Consider the following 19,391-nt stretch of genomic DNA (forward strand, 5'->3'; position numbering starts at 1 on the left):
TCCTTCTAAGATAGTGGATAGCGTATTGAGCAATCTGTGAATTTGATGTGAAACAAGCTGTCATGCGGCTTCACCTTAAATTCACGCTGTGAAGATTGTAATGCCGTTGTGTTTAATAATTAACCACTGAGAGAGAAATGCTGAAATTTTTAGTCGCGATGATAACGATGTCTGTCTGCACCACGCTGTTAGCCGATGTTCGCTTCCAGGATACTGTCAAAACGACGTCATCTACATTACAAAAATGTAATGAAACATCCATCACAGTGATGGCATTTGTTGATGTAGCGGACGCTGCGTTTTACCTGCCAGATTGCAATTTTTTACCTGACATCGCAGGTGAAAAACAACTTTCTTTTTATTACCATCGCTCAATTACAGCTGATGATTTTATTGAAGCTTCAGAAACACTTCTCGAGCGTAATCTGACAAGCACTGAGTATTCCAAGATTGAGGATGAGTTAACCCGCTTTAATGCCAACTACCAGGATGTGGAAGATGGCGACGTATACGATATCAGGAAAACAAAGAGCGGTTTATATCTGCTAAAAAATGGCCAGCAAATTTCCCACAGCTCTTCAATTGAACTGGCAAACTTTTACTATCAGATCTGGTTTGGTCCCAAACCTTTTAACAAGGGCATGAAAGAAACGCTTCTCGAGCGATAGAAGCTGCATTACCCTACGTCAGAGTCAGCCACTAATCTATGTGCCGTGCCCACGGTCTTTTTCTTCCAGATGAGGCCGATTGTTAACACCAATAGACCACTCATAATACCCGGCAGTCCCTCATAGACAGCGTTATGCAGTTCAAAATAACGCCAGGACAATGCCACCATCAGACCGATTAACATGGCAACGATACTCAGGCGCTGGCTAGGCCTGAAGCCCAGACATAACGCGACAAGCAATGGGGCAAAAGCGCTAGCCAAACCAGACCAGGCAAATATCACTAAGCTGAACACACTCTCTGAACTGGTCAGCGCCCATAACAATGCGACCGTCACTATCCCAATCGTACTCAGCTTAAGGATCAAGGTATTTTCGATATTATGAGGCAGCAAATCGTGGGTGACCGCCGCTGAACAGTTAAGGACCAAGGAGTCTGCCGTTGACATGGTGGCGGCAAATACACCCGCTAACACCAACCCCACCAAAACTGGTGGCAATAACTCCATTGCCATAGTGGGTAGCGCCAGTTCAGCATCAAACGATGCCACATCACCGAGGTAAACACGAGACAGCATCCCTACGCCAGTCGCCAGGCAATAAAATGCTGTAAACCACAGGTAATACCAAAGGCGTGCACGCAGCATTTTATTATCATGACTTAATGCCATAAACCGAATCATGATATGTGGCTGTCCGATAACTGAGAACCCCGCAAACATCCAGCTTAGCGCAAATAAGACACCACCAGTTAATCCAGGAATCACTAAATCTTGAGGGAATAAATTGAGAAAGCCGTCCACTTGATCCATTTGTTCAATTGCCGCTGATGTGCCTCCTAATGAGGATACGGCGACGATTAGCATCAGAGTCATCGCCACAATCATGACGACGGATTGCGCAGCATCCGTCCAAATAGAGGCTCGTATACCGCCAGCAAAGCAATATAAGGTCACCATAATGGCACCAATAATCGCACCGGTGTATGACGGCCAACCGAATAAAACATGTAGCGCTTTGCTACCTGCAACCAATTGAGCGCCCGCATAAGCCAGCAATAACACAAGAGAAATTAAGGCGATTAACCTTTGTAGCACGATATCATTTTGCCCATACCAGTTACTTAACACACCAGCATAACTTGGTTCAGCACTGTCACTTGTAGCACGACGCAAACGTGAATGGACAAACGTGGACGCAATTAAATCACCCAATATCCAGCCAATCATTATCCAAATAGACGCCAATCCTGTTGCATATGTGTAACCACACCAATGAACATATAGCCACTGTTATTGGTTGCAACAGCAGATAAGCCGACAAGGCTGGGGGGAATATCACTACTGGCAAGATAATAATCTTTTTTAGTGCCACGGCTGAAAAAAACAGAACTTACGCCAATAGCAACAAAAATGGCAAGAAATCCTAAAAAGCTCCAAATCATGGCATTCTCCTTTTGCAAAAACCACCGCGCAAGGAGGCTTAGCTTTCAACTGTGACTTTCAGTAAATTTTCCAGTTCAGGGTGGTTCTGCAGCGGCTCAAGTGCAGGATCGTCTTTACATTGTTCACGATAAGTATCGCTACACTGAATCGCTTGCTTGAGATAACGGATGGCTTCATCAAACTGATTCAATGCGGTGTTAGCACACGCCAGTTGATAGAAGGCATGACCGTTTTCCGGATCAGACTCCAGAGCTTGATGACAAAGATTGGCAGCCCATTGAGGCTCGTCCAGCTCGAGCACCGCATCTGCTTTATAGGTTAAAGCTTCTACATCGTACGGCCTTATCGCCATGATTTGATCATAAACGGCGATTTTGTTGCTTGGACTGGTTTCCTGCCCCGCACGTAACCACAAGGATTGAACTTCTTGGGTATGTTCAATTTTCTCGCGGTTCTCTTCAATTTGCTGGGTTTCTTTGCTGAGTTGCTGCTCAATAGCATGAAGTCGTTTTTCATACTCATTGATTAAGCTGTTAATTTCCTGATCGGCCAGCGTATGCACCCGCTCTTTAATTTCACGAATCGATGACCACCCCACTAATACCAGTACGGATGAAGCTGCAGCAATAAGATAGAAAAAATAAGTGACAGTATCAGTGGCATATCCGACAGCTCTGTCTGCAGCTGACAGTTCTTTATCCACTGTCATCTGGATCATTTCAGCACGCTGTGCTGCCATATCGGTACGAAGCTGCTTCAACTCATCGAGCACATAACGCTCAATAAATGGGGTATATAAAGGCTCATTAAGGGCATCAACAGACTCACGCATCTGTTGTTCTGTAGGTGCCTGCTCAGCGGCAAACAGCTGAGCAGGTATAAGTAAGACAAGAAATAAGCTTATCGTTATGAAGCGAGGCATATGGCTCTACCATGGTCATGAATCTCTACCAGCACACTGTGCAGGCTCTTAATCGCATCGTCATAATCATCTTCGTTGATAATGAACTGCATATCAACCTGACGCATGGATTGATGCATCGCTAAGACACTGATGTTTTCTTTGGCCAGTGCCCCAACTGTTTTTGCCAGAATACCAGGAATTTTCATATCACTGCCGATCGCAGAAACAATGGCCACTTGTTGCTGATTGATTTCAGCATCCTCGAACCGCTCTTGCAGTGCATTTCGAATACGTTTAATCGTCTTCAAGTTTGCTGATAAATAATGCGTGATCGTGTTGGCATTAATATCTTTAGAGATGATATGTGCATTAAAGCGATGGATAGTTGCCAATATCTCACGATCATACACATCAATATTGCCCGCCATATCCTGGTCGAATAACTCAAACGCATACACGCCTTTACAGCCAGCAATGATTTCGACACATGGGGTGGCGCTGACATAATCGCCGGTAATTAATGTACCCGCATGCTCGGGTTCAAACGTGTTACGTACACGAAGAGCAATCTCGTTTCTACGCAGGCCTTTGGCTGCTTTAGGATGAATGGCTTCCATACCTAAATTAGCTAATTGGTCTGCGACATCATAATTCGTTCTGCCGATAGGTACGGCATTGTCTTCACCCACCAGTCTCGGGTCTGCACTGCTGAGATGAAATTCTTTATGAATGATCGCTTCGTTTGCTTCAGTCAGCACCGCAATACGACTGAAGCTCATTTCACTATAACCACGGTCAAACGTCGACATCAGACCATCATCACTGTGGGCGTAACCAGTGACTATAGGTAGTTGTTTTTTCAAGTCAATATCTTGAAAGGCGACTTTAATACGTTCGTCCAGCGGTAAATGTTTGTCTGTTTGCCAACCAGTTAAATCAACAAAAATGGCATCAATGCCATCACGTTTTAGTAGCTGGGTCATATTCCATGCACTGTGTGCTTCACCAATACTGGCCAGCATTTCACGGACTGTTTCAAGATGCATATCCAGCTCAAAGTGCCCATGCTGACAGAGTCTTTGCAAATCGGCTAAGCAACGTTCAGCATCATCTAAACGTTCACCAATGAACTGATTAGCACGCTCAAGATTGTCTGGTTTTTTGTAAAACGTTTCATTGATGGCAAAGATTTTTTGCTTCAGATCTTCGAGAGCTTGTTTCCAGCTGTCATCATGTAGTCCGTTTGCAAACAAGCCGAACACACCTGGTTGTCCGGTCTTTTTATGTTCCAGTAGCAGGTCGGTAATGCCGCCGTAAGCTGAAACAACAAATATACGATTGTAGAGCGAGTCGTTATGAACCGGTTTCAGAATAATGTTATCGCGCACAGCAACGTAGTCGCTCATAGAAGTGCCGCCGATTTTTTCTACCGTATGAAAACTCATTGTAATCTCTCTATTTCATCCTTCTGGGATTGGATATTGTTTACTGCCAAGGCGGCAGTTATGTAAGTCGATTGGCTTATTCGCCAGAGAAAGGCATCGGTTATGAGAAACCGATGCCTTGGCTCAATTTAGTCACTGATGGTGTCTGCTTCTAATTCGTAAGCACCATCTTTGTTATGAACTTCTGTGCCATGAAGCGGTGGATTAAACACGCATGCCAACTTCATTTCTTTAAAAGCACGAAGCATGTGTTTGTCGTGTTTGTCGAGGTTATATAACGTACCTGGCGTGATAGCGTATTTTTTACCATCATCCAGTGTTTCAACCTCACCTTCACCACTAATGCAATACACAGACTCCAGGTGATTTTGATAATGCATTCTGAAATCAGCACCTTCGTAGATAGTGGTGATATGGAAAGAAAATCCCATATTGTCATCTTTTAACAGCAAACGAGTACTGTCCCAGTTGCCATTAGGATCAACGATTTTACGATCCGTTTTTTCTGCTTCTTGAAGTTGTCTAACAAGCATTTCATATCCTCTGGTTCATTAATATTCGGAAGTAAAACGGGTGTCTGGGCACCCGTTTTATGTTCATAAGCTTATGATTGACGAGTCATTTTCTCGACTTCTTCACTCACTGAATAATCACCTTCGAAATAATCTTTTTCTTCTGGAATATTGTCAGCCTTGGCACATACTTCTTTGATTGATTGCTCAAGGATATCAATACCCTTCTCTAAGTTTTCTTGTGTGATCGTGAGCGGACATAAAAATTTGACCACATGATCATCAGTACCACTTGTTTCGATGATCAGACCTTTCTGGAAGGCGTTGTGGGTGATTTTTCCAGCAATTTCACCGCTCACACAATTAATACCACGGAACATGCCACGACCATGTGAGTTGAAGTTACCTTCACCATACAACTCAACGATCTTATCAACACGCTTAGCGATGTAATCACCTTTCGCTTGTACTTCTTTAGCGAAAGTATCGTCTTTCCAATAGTTATCCAGTGCCGCTTTTGCTGTAATGAAGGCAGGGTTATTGCCACGGAATGTACCGTTGTGCTCACCTGGTTTCCATTGATCTAACTCAGGCTTCATCAACACAATAGCGAAAGGTAAACCATAACCACTGAGTGATTTAGAGACAGTCACGATATCAGGGTAGATACCCGCTTCCTCAAAGCTGAAGAATGTGCCTGTTCTACCACAACCGGCTTGGATGTCATCAATAATTAGAAGTACGTCATGCTTCTTACATACTTCAGAAAGACTTTTTAACCAAGTCATTGAACACGCATTGATACCACCCTCACCCTGCACAGTTTCCACAATGACAGCAGCAGGTTTATCTACACCACTGCTTGAATCAGAGAGAACTTTGTCTAAGTAGTTAGTTGTATCAACATCATCACCCATATAACCATCATATGGCATACGAGTGGCACCACTGAGGCTCACGCCTGCACCACCACGGTGATGTCCATTACCTGTGATAGCTAAAGAACCCAATGTTTGACCATGCCAACCATTAGTAAAAGAAATGACATTTTCCCGCCCTGTATATTTACGAGCTGTTTTTAACGCAGCTTCTACAGCATTGGTACCCGTTGGACCTGTGAACATAACAATATAGTCAAGGTCACGTGGCTTAAGAATATTGTTGTTGAAACTCTCTAGAAACTCACCTTTGGCACGAGTGTGAAGATCAAGACCTTGAGTGATGCCATCGTTGTTGATGTACTCAAGCAATTTTTCTTTGAATAGATCGTTATTGTGACCGTAGTTCAGTGAACCTGCACCGGCTAAGAAGTCTAGATAGGCATTGCCTTCTTCATCATAAATAAACTCGTCTTTTGCACGGTTGAACATGCGAGGGAAAGAGCGGGCATAAGAACGTACTTCTGATTCAATTTCATCAAAGATTTTCATAGGTTATTTTTCTCCTAGTAATATTTTTTTCGTATCCTGATATCTGTATCTATTCTGCTATAGCTCGAATGGACCGACTCTGACCAACATTTCTGTCTCATGTTGACCTGCAAAATGTTGTTGGCGATCAAACATCACTGATCGGTTTAGCTCCGCATCAAGCTTATTGGCCAAACTTTCAAATAATGCCCACGATGCACGATTATCCGGTGTGATAGTGGTTTCGATAAATTTCACATTCTTACATTGCTCACGGATCAGTATGTGACGAAGCATTCGGCTTGCAAGCCCTTGTCCTCTTGCTTTCTCGCCCACAGCGACTTGCCATATAAACAAAGTGTCAGGTTTCTTAGGTAAAACATAACCAGAAATAAAACCGACCAGTGTTTCATTCATTTCAGCAGCTACAGATGTTTGGGAAAAATGACTGCTCTGCAGCAGATTGCAATACATAGAATTGGTGTCCAGAGGAGGACAGGCAGCAATTAATTCGAAGACAGAAGAACCGTCTTCTGCTGTAGGTTCTCGGAGGGTAATGGAAACATTCTCATCGTTATTATTTGTCATTTATAAATAGCTCTATTATTTATATCTCTATTATTTTTAAGTCACAATAAACCTGAAATTTATCTAATAAAACTGCATATTTCTTATTAAACAGCAATTTAAATAAAGTAAGTCAGGCTGTTAATGATTTGATATATATAGTACACTAAATAAATATATTGTCCAGCCCGAGATTATCAACGTATATTCAATAGATGACATTACAGTTACAAGACAACAAACAATGGCTCTGCTTCGCCATAGAAGATGAAACTTACGCTCATGCGGTAGATAAGGTGAGGGAAGTTCATGACTATATCACCCCCGTCCCTGTACCGGGCTCGCCGTCATATGTAGACGGGGTACTCAATATAAGAGGAGAGATTGTCACTATTGTATGCAGCAGAAAACTGCTTGGTATTGCTGATTCATATGATGCGCGCCACATCATTATTCTGGAGTCAGATAATGGCTTAGTCGGAATAAGCGTCGATGAGGTGATAAGGATTACCTTGCTGGATTTGCAAAATATGGTTCATGTTGAACAAAAAAATACATTGAGCCCTATATATGCAACCGTAAAACATAAACAACAGCTAATTATATTGGCCGACTTTGAGCGTTGTTTTAACCAATTGGAAAATTATGAGTAAAACTATCGGTTTAAATTTAGATGCAGTTTATAATCTTGATCTGACTGATAAGCAGAAGGATCACCTGTTGAACCAAATTGAAGAAGTTTTAATCGCTTTAAGGCGAGTTATTCGTGCAACTGATTTGCACTCTAAATATCTGGCAAAAACCACCAGCTTAACTGCACCACAAATTCTGCTTCTGCAAAGCCTCAGAGATAAAGGTCAGATAACCATTGGCGAACTGGCCAGTGAGATGAGTCTTAGTCAGGCAACGGTAACGACAATTGTTGATCGTCTGGAGAAGCGTGAACTGGTTTATCGAATGCGTTCAGAATCAGATAAGCGCAAAGTACATGTTCATCTGACTGATAAAGCATTGGAAATTCTGAAGAACGCACCGATTCCTCTCCAAGAACAGTTTACACGACAGTTTGGCGATCTCCAAGAGTGGGAACAAACCATGATCATTTCTGCTCTGAAACGGGTAGCCCAAATGATGGATGCTCAGCACATCGATGCCTCACCTGTGCTAGATATTGGTCTGTTAGATCGGCATGATGCTCTACTCGATAATCATGCCGCTTTTCTAGACGAAAAAAATAAGACTTAGTGGTCCAATAATAAACGTAATTGCTGTGCAGGCATTGGATGACTGAAAAAGAATCCCTGAAATTCTGCACAGCCTAACTTCCTTAAAACTTCCGCTTGCTCACTGGTTTCAACACCTTCAGCGATCGTACACAGTTGCAAATTATCCGCTAACTGTACAATTGTTTGTGCTATGGCACAGTCTTTTGTATTTGAGACAATTTCCTCTACAAAAGAACGATCGATTTTTAAAGTATCAATAGGAAAGTTCTTCAAATAACTCAGAGAAGAATAGCCTGTACCAAAATCATCAATTGCCAGCCGCACGCCCAACTTTTTTAACGAAAACAAAAGTGGAATAGTCTCAGCAGTATCTTTCAACATGGCTGTTTCCGTAATTTCTAATTCAAGCGTTTCTGGTGGTAGATCAGTGACATCCAAAGTATTTTTTATCGTATCTAACAGATAAGATTGCGTAAACTGAGACGCCGATAAGTTCACAGCAATACGGTAGGCACAGCCTGATGTTTTCTGCCACTCCCTCACTTGGAGGCAGGCTTGCATCAAGACCCAGTTCCCAATTGATAAAATGAGTCCAGTACTCTCGGCCACTTCAATAAATACATCCGGTGTTAATAAACCCTTTGTAGGGTGACGCCAACGAAGTAATGCTTCAACCCCCACAATAGTGATGCTCTGAGCATCATATTGCGGCTGATAAAACACCTCAAACTGCTGTTCAGCCAACGCTATTCTGAGATCATTCTCCATCTCTAAACGTAATTTAAGATAGTTGTTCATACTTTCAGAAAAGAACTGATAATTATTTCTTCCCTTTTCTTTAGCATGATACATAGCCACATCGGCATGTTGTAATAAGGTCTGAACATTGTGACCATCATCAGGAAACAAGGTAATGCCCATACTAATTGAGATATGTAAAAACTTATCACTAATCAGGAAAGGCTCAGAAAACGCTTGAATTAAACGCTGAGCAATTTCAGCAACCTGCTCGACCCGGCCTACATCATCCAATAAGACAGTAAATTCATCACCGGCCAAGCGAGCAACACGATTATCAGCATCATAATTTGCTTTAGCGACGACATCTGAGTCTCTGACACACTCTCGAATTCTGACGGCAGACTGACAGAGCACCTCATCCCCAATGTGATGACCATAGGTGTCATTGATATATTTGAAACGATCTAAATCAAGAAACATCAGAGCAAATTTATTCTGATGGCGTTTTGCACTGGCAATGGCCGTTTCTAACTGCTCAATGAAAAGACGTCGATTTGGTAAATCTGTCAGCGTGTCGTAGTAAGCATAATAAGTAATCTCCTGCTCTGACTGTTTTCTTGAGGTAATGTCATGCAAGGTACCTACCATACGCCATTGACCATATTCGAAACTAATATCGGTCCGCTCATTCACAAATAACACGCTACCATCGTTACGAATAATCCGGTATTCAATATCATATGACTGCTTTTCGTAAACGGCTTGTTTGAGCGCCATCATCAAACGTGGCCTGTCATCTGGATGCACTTTTTTTAGCGCGGTTCGAACTGTCAGATTGGTTTCTTTTGAAAAACCCAGCATGTCGAACATATCTGATGAGCATTCGAGAAACTCGGACTCAAAATCCCACTCCCAATACACCAGATTGGCGATTGACTGGGCCTTAGCCAATTTATTTTTATTCAGGCTCAGCTCTTGAAGGGTTTTGTTCGCCTTGAGAATATAACGAACCCGATGTTTAAATAGCGGCCACTTCAATGGTTTGGTGATAAAGTCGGTGGCGCCAGATTCAAAAGCCTGTTCAATATCTTCAACATCATCCAGTGCTGTCACCATCACAATGGCACACTCAGCACCTTTCGGCAGAGCACGCAGTTGTGCACAGCACTCAAAACCATTCATGCCGGGCATCGATACATCAAGTAATGTGATATCAGGTTTATGCGTCGTAAATTGAATGATCGCTTCTTCACCCGATGCAGCTTCGACAATCTGTAACTCACTCGAGGTCAATGACTGAGTCATGAGCATACGTGTGGCGGGATCATCATCCACTATCAAGACTACTTGCTTTTTGATGGTATTTGCCATCAAATCCCCCGCCACTATTCATCTAAGAAAGAAGTCAATTCAACATAATGCGTATCTAGTTTATCTATATATCCCCCGACCTGGTCAAGATTATTTTGTCTTGCCAACATTTCTATTTGTTTTGCTAACTCGGCAACAGCCGAAGCGCCAATATTGAGTGAACTGGATTTCAAGGCATGTGCAGATTTAAATAATTGCTCTGCGTTTTGATTTTTATAGGCCTGTTTGATTGCCTGGATGAGACTTGGAGTATGCTCCATATAGACCTGAAAGATTTGCTCAACCATCTGTTGCCCACTTTCCCCTGCCATAGCGCGAATATCATCCACAACACGCATATTAAGTATAGAGTTTGAGCCCTTGGCGTCATCAAGATTAGTTGATTCTGGCAACTTTTCTTTGGTATATCCTAAGAATTTAGTTAATAAATCCACCAGCTTATTGAAATTAACTGGTTTAATCAGAATATCGTTTACCCCGGCAGCATAGAAGTCAGATTTAACTTGTTCATCATCATCCGCAGTTAACGCAATAATGGGGACTGTCAGCTTCAACCCCTTTCTGATTTGTTGAGTCGCTTCGATACCACTCATCATCGGCATGTGATAATCCATTAAAATCATGTCATATTCACTCACACGACAAGCGTCTAATGCTTCTTTGCCATCGCTCGCTAAATCCACTTTACAATCAAGTTTTTCTAGCATGTTCAAAGCAACGGATTGATTGACTTCATTATCTTCTACGACAAGTATTGTTTTGAGTGCCTTTTCGGCAGATGTTTTTAGCGAAGATGGTTTTTCTTCTGGTAACACCGTTGACCGAGAAATGACTTCAATAGGTAGGGTGAACCACAAACGATTGCCTTTATTAGTCGCCTCCAGACCGTAATCACCCAACATCAAGCTGATCAATTGGCTTGAGATCGCTAAGCCCAAACCGACGCCTGCTGTCATCGCTTGTTCACTATTCGAAGCTTGTTGAAAAGGTTCAAAAATACGTTGTTGTTCGACCGTATCTATAATTGGTCCAGGGTCGCTGACTGAAAATGTCAGAAAAGGTTTTGTCTCGTCAGTGCTCACAACAAGGCTTAACTCAATATTCCCAGGCGAGGAGAACCGGATGGCATTATCAATTAAGTTATTGAGGATTTGCCTTAACTTATGAGGATCCAATATGGCTTCTCTGACATCACACTGGTAGCTTAATGTCAGTGTATGTTCATTTTGACTAGCCTTTGCTTGATTACTCTCCAGTACTGAATGAAGCAGTCGATATAAATCCGTCTGTTGTAGCTCGACTGGCAGTTGGTTGTCATTTAGTTTTGAATATATTTGTAATCGTTCAATAACATCTAATAACTCATGAACTGAATCATTCAGCTGACTGGCCTTTTCATGTACTTGTGATTCAGTGATGTGAACTTTCAGAAATTCGACATCATTAATCATTTTATGCACTAAAGCCTTTAACCCACCACCGCTGAGGTTAATAAGTGCTAATTTCGTGTTTTTTTCGTTCTCATATTGTGCTATCAAACGATTCGTTATTTCTAACGTTTCATCAGTTTGTTGCTTTAGCTTTAGCTCCAACTGTTTGCTGTGCTCAACCCAGTTCTGATTATCAGATTGTAAATCGACAATTGTGTGCTCTATATCTTGTAAACTTTGCTCACAGCTTAATAGCTGATCCTGCTTTGTTTCCAATACAGCGTCGACAAACCGTCTTACTGGAAGAATATATCGACGCATAAAAAACCAAACTGTAGCGACGATGGTTAGAAAAAAAATCACGAGTCCAGCATATCCGCCAAGCAAGATTGGATGAAAAGGCTTTTGCAATAGACGTTTATCAACCTCTAAATAAATACTCTCCACATTTTCATGCGCTCCATCAATTGGCTGAAGCGTATGGAGAACCTCTGAATCTGAATAATGATTTGTCTTAGTGAACGTTTGCCGCCATTGATTGGCATACTTATGCGTGACCTCTTGATTCGGTTTTTTATAATAAAAAAGCGTCTCCGCATTTTTACCAAAGACCACGGCCTGCTTAATATAAGGCACCGCATCTAACCAGGACAGTGCTTCCTTCTGTTCAGTAATATCATCAATACTGATATTTTTAGACTGTATTGATATCTGTTTTATGAGCGGCTCAAGCTGGTTCTGAGTGACTTTATCCACTAATAGGTTGAATACGGCCACAAAAATTATAGTGGAAACGGTGAGAAATACCACACTTCCCACCCATACAGATCGTGAAATACTCGTTTTTGATAGCGTCATGACTCACGCAACATGTGAGTGATTAACCAATAACACCGTCGCTGAAGGATTGAAAGAGGAGAGCCCATCAACAATTACAAGCTTGCAGCCCAAAAAAGTCATATTGCCTTTCCTCCTCTTATATTGCTCATTGATGCCATTTTTTATGTCATGCTTAGTCAGCGACTAAAATAAGGCCACTCTTATTGTTGTCGTCCCCATTTCATTTATATTTAATTTTTACAAATAAAAATTATTACTAGGGTGCAGGATTAGGAATACGTTGATGAATATTCGTTATTTCCGACAGTAATTCTTCTGACAATATCAGCTGCTCACTGGCGATATTATTTTTGAGCTGGGACATGTTAGTGGCGCCAATGATATTAGCTGTTAGGAATGGCCGTGAATTAACAAAAGCCAATGCCATCTGGGCCGGGTCAAGCTGAAAACGCTGAGCAAGCTCCACATAGGCACGTGTTGCCTCAACCGCCTGAGGGTTACTATAGCGACTATAATTCGGCCAGAGAGTTAATCGAGCATCAGTAGGTTGTGCATTAAGGTATTTTCCTGTCAGTACACCAAACCCCAACGGAGAATAGGCAAGCAGACCAACATTCTCCCGATGACTAATCTCTGCACACCCGACTTCATAGGTTCTGTTCAATAAACTATAAGGGTTTTGCACACTCACAACTAATGGCAGATTCATCGATTTAGCCACAGTGATAAATTGCATTATTCCCCATGGTGTTTCATTAGATAAACCAATATGGCGAATTTTTCCTGCCTGAACTTGTTTCTCCAATGCTTGTAAAGTCTCAATGATCGGTGTCAAACCTTGCTCATTCTCAGGCTGTTCGTATCCTAATCGACCGAAGTAGTTTGTATTACGCTCCGGCCAGTGTAATTGGTATAAATCAATATAGTCCGTTTTTAAACGTTTAAGACTGTTATTCAATGCTGTTTCTATGGTTTTCTCATCAAAGCGGGTTTGACCACCTCTGATATGAGAAACCCAATCACCGCCTGGTCCTGCGATTTTGCTCGCTAAGACAATGTCGTCTCTACGAGCTCTTTTTTGTAGCCACTGACCAATTATTGTTTCGGTTGCACCGTAAGTCTCAGCGCAGGGAGGGATGGCATAGAGCTCAGCAGTATCAATAAAGTTAACCCCTTCACCAAGAGCGTAGTCTAATTGCTGATGTCCCTCAGCTTGGGTGTTTTGCTCGCCAAAAGTCATCGTACCCAGACAAATTCGGCTGACTTTTAAATCTGTATTCCCAAGATAGCGATAGTGCATATAAATAATTACCTTTTAAAAATTCAAACCACAAATTCATCATACATTAGTCATGTTATATGCAGAGATAAGCATAAAAAAAGGGTGGTTACTAGAACCACCCTACTCCAAAAAAAGGAGATTTACGCAGATAGGATTACTGACGTACAGGTCAGTGAACGTCAGTACGATTATTGACTATACAAACGAAAGAAATATTCATTGGAATTAACGAATGAAAATCGATTAGTTATCTACTAAGCAAGAAAAAAGGCGGTAATGTAGACATCACCGCCTTCTCAAAACAAGGAGTAGAAATTACACCCATGACGATAGTCTCAGGTAAAACTATGACACGATAAAAAAATAATGGTTGCAGTGGGAATGTAAAGTTTTGAAAAAAATAAGCCAGCTTATCGGGAGTAAGCTGGCTAAGGGTGGTGAACTGCTAACAAGGATAGTTCGAGATTGATATTATCACCTGACTGCGAAATTTCTGTGAAAATCACTCTGTACCCAATCACCTCAATCATCATGACCAGATTATCGGTGCAGCATTTGCATCAAATGCCTTACAACGAGGTAAAGAACAGCAATGATGACTCTTAAACCTGCAGTTTATCGCTATATAGCATGTTTCTTCACTACCCTCACATAGATTAAGCATGTTTTTGGTGCACGACATTCCACAATAAGGTGCAGAAATACACAGGAGAACATATGCAATCCTTTGCATTATTAAAACCAATCCAATCTATTTTATGGAGTGTTGCCCTTTTATTGTTAGGCAATGGGCTGATTAGTACCCTACTTACATTGAGAGGTACAGATGAAGGTTTTTCTAGCGCGACAATGGGCTTCATTATGTCGAGCTATTTTATTGGCTTTATTTGTGGCACCTGGGTGAGCGGTAGACTCATACGCCGAATGGGACATATCCGGACATTTGCATTTTGTGCATCAATATGTGCGTCCTCGACTTTAATACACATTATTTTTATTGATGCATGGGTCTGGATTATCTTGCGATTTTTCTATGGGCTTGCCTATATCACCCTGATGACGGTCATTGAGAGCTGGCTCAACAGTCAAGCCGCCAGTCATGAGCGAGGCCGTGTATTTGCTTTTTATATGGTAGTTAACTTAGGTGCACTCACTATCGCGCAACAAATGTTACATATCGCGAAACCAGATAATTTCTTATTATTTGCTATCGTTTCTATTCTCATAAGCTGGGCGATACTCCCTTTAACATTAACACGACGAAATCAACCCACTATCAATTCAGAAAAACCTAAAAGCAGTTTAAAAAATTTATTAAAAATTGCGCCACTCTCTGTTGCCGGTTCAACCTTATCGGGTTTAGCGATGGGCGCATTCTGGGCAATGACGCCAATCTATGCGACACAACTTGGCTATGACATCAGTGGTATTGCTCTCATCATGAGTTTAACCATTTTAGGTGGTGCCGCTTTGCAGATTCCTATTGGTCGTTATTCAGATAAGCATGACAGACCAAAAGTGATTACATGGGTAGTGACATTAGCCGGTCTCGTCGCTTTATCCATGGCAATCATTCCCTCTCAGACGGTGTTACTTGTTGTCTTTTTTATCTGGGGTGGTCTGTCTTTCTCTATCTATCCACTGTCAGTGGCTCAACTTATCGACCAACTGCATCCTGACGAAATTGTTTCAGGCTCATCGGATATGTTGGTTCTTCATGGCCTAGGATGTGCCTTTGCACCTGTCGCAGCAGGCTCATTGATGACACTGATTGGGGCACAAGGTCTGCCACTTTACATTGGCGCAGTTTTATTAATATTGGCAGCTTATACAGTTTACCGTCGTCGCCGTGTAGTTGATCTTGTCAGTGGAAATAATGCTCACTTCGAACCGATGGTCCAAACCAGCTCCCAAGTACTCAGCATGATGTTTGATCAACCACAAAGAGACTTATTTGATGATCCAAGCTTTTATGGAGAAGAAGAACGAGAACGGATTATCAATGCTTTAAGACAAAGCGGCTCGTAATTGTGAGTTTATATATTGATGATATTAACAAGAGAAATTGGTCGGGACAGAAGGATTTGAACCTCTTCCCCACCTCAATTATTTTAATATTAATCATCAACTTAACTTGTGAGTCAAAAATATAGTGGCTGTAAAATGGCTGTATATTTTTTCATTTAGTATCTAGATACTTCATTTACTGAAGCGGTTTTAAGTCATTTTTTTATGTTTCAAGCCGAGAATTTAAGCCTGTTTAGATGTGATTGGCTGATTCACGATGTTTTTCAAAATTCAAAAAAATTTCAAAAAGCTCGCGGGTGAGGAGGAGTGTTTTTTGGGCTGGCTATCTTTAGTTATTATTGTGGTGGTTTATTCGCAATAACCTACTACTAAAAAGCCGTGAGGATGACTACAGAAAACTTCTTACGAGATTGACCAGGCTTATCACCAGAATCACCGAGCTAATAGTTACACCAATACAAAAACGTTTCTTCGCAACCTTACTATCTATCTGAGACGTTACTTCTTTATAGACGATATCCCATTGTATTTGCATAAATGATTTCGTATTTGGATCTGGTCTATTAGTAAGCAATGAATTCTTTATTGACTGAAGCTCACGAACTGACATCGTCTCGATGGCATGGCTTTTCACCTGCTCTTCTACCTTACGAAAATCATTCACATTAAATCCCATAAATTGATTCCCTAAACAGATTTCATACAATCGCTAAATTAATCAGTCTTTTAAATATATACAAGAAAAAAGGCCGACTAAAAAGCCGGCCCGTGCTGAGTGATGATTTATTCAGGTATCGAACGCTTATCAATGATTGTTTGAATGCCATCGGCCAGAGACTTTAGCAACTGATATGCCTGTTCACTGGTGATGGTTTCTTCATCCATCGATGCTGCAATTCCATGAGCGGCCCCACGTAACGCGATGACCTTCTCTTCCATTTCTCTTATTAATTGTTTCATACCACATCCTTAATAAATCAGAAGTGCATGCTGCTTGTATTGACTGCTGCAGGTAGTTGTCTGCCTACCAGGTTGCAACAATCACGCAGTTCTGCCACTAATACATCGCGGATATGCTCCGACCGGTTGCTTAATAGCTGCATTGTCAGGTCGGTGATGGTTTTGGAATATTCCAGTCTTAACGCTGGATTGAGTTCACCGAAAAAATCATGTTTTCTAAGTGTGGTTAGTACGTCCTGCACTATCCACTCAGCCAATGATACCGCCTGCTCAGACTGATAATGGAATATCAGTTTGAACACGGCCGGTTCGGTAATGAAGATAAAGTCGCTACCAGGTAACACCATTCGCCAGTCACCTGGTATTAACCGAACGGCATCCTCGAACATGACTTTATCCATACCGAGCACCTTGGCGATATCCTCAGCATGAAATAACACACCGCCCTGCTCGGTTACGGCCACACGCACATCATGGCCTTTGAAGGTGAATGGATTAGCTAATGTTTTTAGATTACTCATGACCATGCACCTCATCACCGATTAATAAGGTTTTGAATACGGGGAAAAGTGGCTTGCCTTGGATATCAAACCCACGATGATAAAACGCGACCTTTTGGCCAATGGCCCCTTGGGCTAGTGCCGATTGTTTTTGAATATGGCTGATGCCATAACAAGTGAAATGCACACCGGATGATAGCTTGATGACCAGCGGTGCTTCTGGACTGTCACACCAGCCCCAAACCGTGCCGGTGCTGACCTGGTAATTAGGCTCTGAATTATAGAATGAATCATTTTGAGAAATAGCCTGAACGAAACTCAGGCGGGAATAGTGCTGTTTCATAGCGAGATCTTCCTTAACTAAATTGAAAGACCATCACCGTTACTGCGAAATAAGGGCGATGGGCATACGCTGGGTTCGCAGACCGGTGGAAGACTCGCGTACAAGACCGGCGAGCACAAGGCTCCCCAACGTACACCCACCATAGAAATGATAGGCACAAAAAAAGCGCTACCGCGCTTTCACACGAATCTTACCATACAAGGCTGCGAAACCCTGACACTGGATTTTGCCAGTGCATAATCAAGATAGTATTTCCTGTTATCCCTGTCAACAGTGTTAACAAATGATGTGGCGTGCAATAATCAAATTATATAACAGTGGATGTAATGAGAGTGCCAAACAGATGGTGAAGAGAATTTTTGAAGGAATAATAATTACTGTTTTTGGTGGGCTATTTTTAGCTTTAATTGAATATTTTTCTGAATATACCCCACTTTCCTCCATTTGGAGGACTATCACTTTTGCATTTTATAAGACGTGGCAGTGTTTCACTGATTCTTATGCTGTCCCAGGATATATGTGGGTAGTGATAATAGCCCTTGTTACTTATGCTCTATCTCACTTAATAAGAAATTTCATTCCATATAAAAAACTAACTCGTAAAAATTACACGAAAGATACTATTAAGGGTGTTGTGTGGCGATGGAGTTGGTATTTTAAAGAGCCAATAAAACTTATCCCTTACTGTAAAACATGTGATCTTGAACTTGAGCGTTATACCTTCACAGAAAATCCTTCTAGATTTTCGCAATACACTGATAGCGTTGGGCTGGAATGCACTAGTTGTGACTTTTCGATAGAGTTTCCTGGACACGATAATGTCAGGTATCCAGCTGAATTAGCCAAAAAAGAAATTGAGCGTCGTGCCAGAGAAAAGTTTGGAGAGTAATAATGGGTTTTAATAAAGTTCTCACCTATACGATTATTGCTTGTGTTCTTCTTATCATATGTATCGTAGGCGTTTATGTTTTTAATTTCTGGGATAGAGATATCGGTGGACCAGGAGATTTTGCTGACTTTGCAACTTACGTTGGCAACCTTGTTATGCCCATCCTCACTATCGCTTCTGTCATTGCCCTTTTGTCGACCTTAAAACTTCAACGAGACCAACTCAATGAACAACGTGAACAGATAGAAAGACAAAGGAAAGCTGATTTATTCGAATCATACGTAAAGCGATTCGAGATGCAATATGACAGATTCAAAGAGCTTATAAAAATGAACTTTCCTTCAGTTCATGGAGACGATTACAAATATCATTTTAATTTAGCTGAATACAAGCTGCTGAACCATGATGGTATGAAGCATAGGCGTGCCAAAGAAATTATCGAGTCACTACCTCAGTTACGTGAAGTCTATAAAAATGCAACTCAATCAAAAAATACACTTCATGAAGCCACTCATAGAGTTAACGTATATCTTGATGAAATAACGATGGAAGTAAATGGTCTACACAATTGTTTAGTAGCCTCATACAAATTTACTGACAGTAATGACACCATGATATGTCTAGATATGCATAAAAGAGTTATAGCAATTTTCTTTGATCTCGAACAATGGAATATTATTACCAAAGCTGACCGTCAGAAACTTGTCGATCATATCTCTCCTCCCGCCCACCTAAAAGAATTTGAATTTGAATCACTATTGATTTATTAGTTCAGACAAGCGCTCACAACCTGGACGACATAATCAAATTAGAAAAATGTACTTTTGAGAG

At 41.5% G+C, this 19,391-nt stretch carries 20 protein-coding genes; 6 read left to right on the top strand and 14 right to left on the bottom strand.

Annotated features, from left to right (window positions below; translation table 11 throughout):
- The first annotated feature begins 137 nt into the window (after window positions 1-137).
- Window positions 138-668, top strand: coding sequence for a chalcone isomerase family protein (locus B3V56_RS06690; RefSeq protein ID WP_289244972.1), 531 nt, complete (start codon window positions 138-140; stop codon window positions 666-668).
- Between the two features lie 8 nt (window positions 669-676).
- Here B3V56_RS06690 and B3V56_RS06695 read toward each other — a convergent pair whose 3' ends face one another.
- From B3V56_RS06695 to ectA, 7 genes are all read right to left on the bottom strand, one after another.
- Window positions 677-1,897: a sodium/proline symporter gene (locus B3V56_RS06695; protein ID WP_289283520.1), complete on the bottom strand. Its 1,221-nt coding sequence runs from the start codon at window positions 1,895-1,897 to the stop codon at window positions 677-679.
- Entirely contained in the window at window positions 1,897-2,112 is a 216-nt protein-coding gene (locus B3V56_RS06700) for a hypothetical protein (RefSeq protein ID WP_289283521.1), read from the bottom strand. The genes B3V56_RS06695 and B3V56_RS06700 overlap by 1 nt, the downstream gene beginning before the upstream one ends.
- A gap of 38 nt (window positions 2,113-2,150) precedes the next feature.
- The gene (locus tag B3V56_RS06705; RefSeq protein ID WP_286305074.1) at window positions 2,151-3,035 is read right to left on the bottom strand and encodes a TPR end-of-group domain-containing protein; all 885 of its coding nucleotides are present in this window, start codon (window positions 3,033-3,035) and stop codon (window positions 2,151-2,153) included.
- Entirely contained in the window at window positions 3,020-4,462 is a 1,443-nt protein-coding gene (locus B3V56_RS06710; RefSeq protein WP_286305075.1) for an aspartate kinase, read from the bottom strand. The genes B3V56_RS06705 and B3V56_RS06710 overlap by 16 nt, the downstream gene beginning before the upstream one ends.
- 128 nt (window positions 4,463-4,590) lie before the next feature.
- Window positions 4,591-4,995: an ectoine synthase gene (locus B3V56_RS06715; protein ID WP_007145567.1), complete on the bottom strand. Its 405-nt coding sequence runs from the start codon at window positions 4,993-4,995 to the stop codon at window positions 4,591-4,593.
- 71 nt (window positions 4,996-5,066) lie between these two features.
- Window positions 5,067-6,404: a diaminobutyrate--2-oxoglutarate transaminase gene (ectB, locus tag B3V56_RS06720; RefSeq protein WP_286305076.1), complete on the bottom strand. Its 1,338-nt coding sequence runs from the start codon at window positions 6,402-6,404 to the stop codon at window positions 5,067-5,069.
- Between the two features lie 57 nt (window positions 6,405-6,461).
- Window positions 6,462-6,971, bottom strand: coding sequence for a diaminobutyrate acetyltransferase (gene ectA, locus B3V56_RS06725; protein WP_289283523.1), 510 nt, complete (start codon window positions 6,969-6,971; stop codon window positions 6,462-6,464).
- Window positions 6,972-7,165: 194 nt separating this feature from the next.
- Here ectA and B3V56_RS06730 point away from each other — a divergent pair, with 194 nt between their 5' ends.
- Entirely contained in the window at window positions 7,166-7,603 is a 438-nt protein-coding gene (locus B3V56_RS06730) for a chemotaxis protein CheW (RefSeq protein WP_289284086.1), read from the top strand.
- Window positions 7,596-8,195: a MarR family winged helix-turn-helix transcriptional regulator gene (locus B3V56_RS06735; protein ID WP_286305079.1), complete on the top strand. Its 600-nt coding sequence runs from the start codon at window positions 7,596-7,598 to the stop codon at window positions 8,193-8,195. Before B3V56_RS06730 ends, B3V56_RS06735 begins: the two co-directional genes overlap by 8 nt.
- Here the strand turns inward: B3V56_RS06735 and B3V56_RS06740 are convergent.
- From B3V56_RS06740 to B3V56_RS06750, 3 genes are all read right to left on the bottom strand, one after another.
- Entirely contained in the window at window positions 8,192-10,288 is a 2,097-nt protein-coding gene (locus tag B3V56_RS06740; RefSeq protein WP_289283526.1) for a two-component system response regulator, read from the bottom strand. The two genes, B3V56_RS06735 and B3V56_RS06740, sit on opposite strands and share 4 nt — an antisense overlap.
- A 14-nt stretch (window positions 10,289-10,302) precedes the next feature.
- Window positions 10,303-12,576, bottom strand: a complete 2,274-nt coding sequence (locus B3V56_RS06745; protein WP_289284087.1) for a hybrid sensor histidine kinase/response regulator — start codon at window positions 12,574-12,576, stop codon at window positions 10,303-10,305.
- 238 nt (window positions 12,577-12,814) lie between these two features.
- Window positions 12,815-13,858 (bottom strand): NADP(H)-dependent aldo-keto reductase, encoded by a 1,044-nt coding sequence (locus B3V56_RS06750; protein ID WP_289284088.1) that lies wholly within the window; start codon window positions 13,856-13,858, stop codon window positions 12,815-12,817.
- Window positions 13,859-14,557: 699 nt separating this feature from the next.
- Between B3V56_RS06750 and B3V56_RS06755 the strand changes: the two genes are divergently transcribed.
- Window positions 14,558-15,868, top strand: a complete 1,311-nt coding sequence (locus B3V56_RS06755; protein ID WP_289244981.1) for an MFS transporter — start codon at window positions 14,558-14,560, stop codon at window positions 15,866-15,868.
- Window positions 15,869-16,256: 388 nt separating this feature from the next.
- Here the strand turns inward: B3V56_RS06755 and B3V56_RS06760 are convergent, their stop codons facing one another.
- From B3V56_RS06760 to B3V56_RS06775, 4 genes are all read right to left on the bottom strand, one after another.
- Window positions 16,257-16,544 carry a hypothetical protein gene (locus B3V56_RS06760; protein WP_289283273.1) on the bottom strand — a complete coding sequence of 96 codons (288 nt, stop codon included), beginning with the start codon at window positions 16,542-16,544 and terminating at the stop codon, window positions 16,257-16,259.
- A 107-nt stretch (window positions 16,545-16,651) separates the two neighbouring features.
- Window positions 16,652-16,828 (bottom strand): hypothetical protein, encoded by a 177-nt coding sequence (locus B3V56_RS06765; protein ID WP_289283274.1) that lies wholly within the window; start codon window positions 16,826-16,828, stop codon window positions 16,652-16,654.
- A gap of 17 nt (window positions 16,829-16,845) precedes the next feature.
- Window positions 16,846-17,349 (bottom strand): BRO-N domain-containing protein, encoded by a 504-nt coding sequence (locus B3V56_RS06770; protein WP_289283275.1) that lies wholly within the window; start codon window positions 17,347-17,349, stop codon window positions 16,846-16,848.
- Complete coding sequence (locus B3V56_RS06775; protein WP_289283276.1) at window positions 17,342-17,671, bottom strand: hypothetical protein; 330 nt, start codon at window positions 17,669-17,671, stop codon at window positions 17,342-17,344. The genes B3V56_RS06770 and B3V56_RS06775 overlap by 8 nt, the downstream gene beginning before the upstream one ends.
- Window positions 17,672-17,954: 283 nt before the next feature.
- Between B3V56_RS06775 and B3V56_RS06780 the strand changes: the two genes are divergently transcribed.
- Both B3V56_RS06780 and B3V56_RS06785 read left to right on the top strand, forming a co-directional pair.
- On the top strand, window positions 17,955-18,560 hold the full coding sequence (locus B3V56_RS06780; RefSeq protein ID WP_289283277.1) for a hypothetical protein: 606 nt from the start codon (window positions 17,955-17,957) through the stop codon (window positions 18,558-18,560).
- Window positions 18,561-18,562: 2 nt separating this feature from the next.
- A complete protein-coding gene (locus B3V56_RS06785; RefSeq protein ID WP_289283278.1) occupies window positions 18,563-19,330 on the top strand; it encodes a hypothetical protein in 768 nt (255 codons plus the stop codon).
- Window positions 19,331-19,391 lie beyond the last annotated feature (61 nt).

This window comes from Methylophaga sp. UBA2513 (assembly GCF_002341285.1).
Classification (GTDB): Bacteria; Pseudomonadota; Gammaproteobacteria; order Nitrosococcales; family Methylophagaceae; genus Methylophaga; species Methylophaga marina.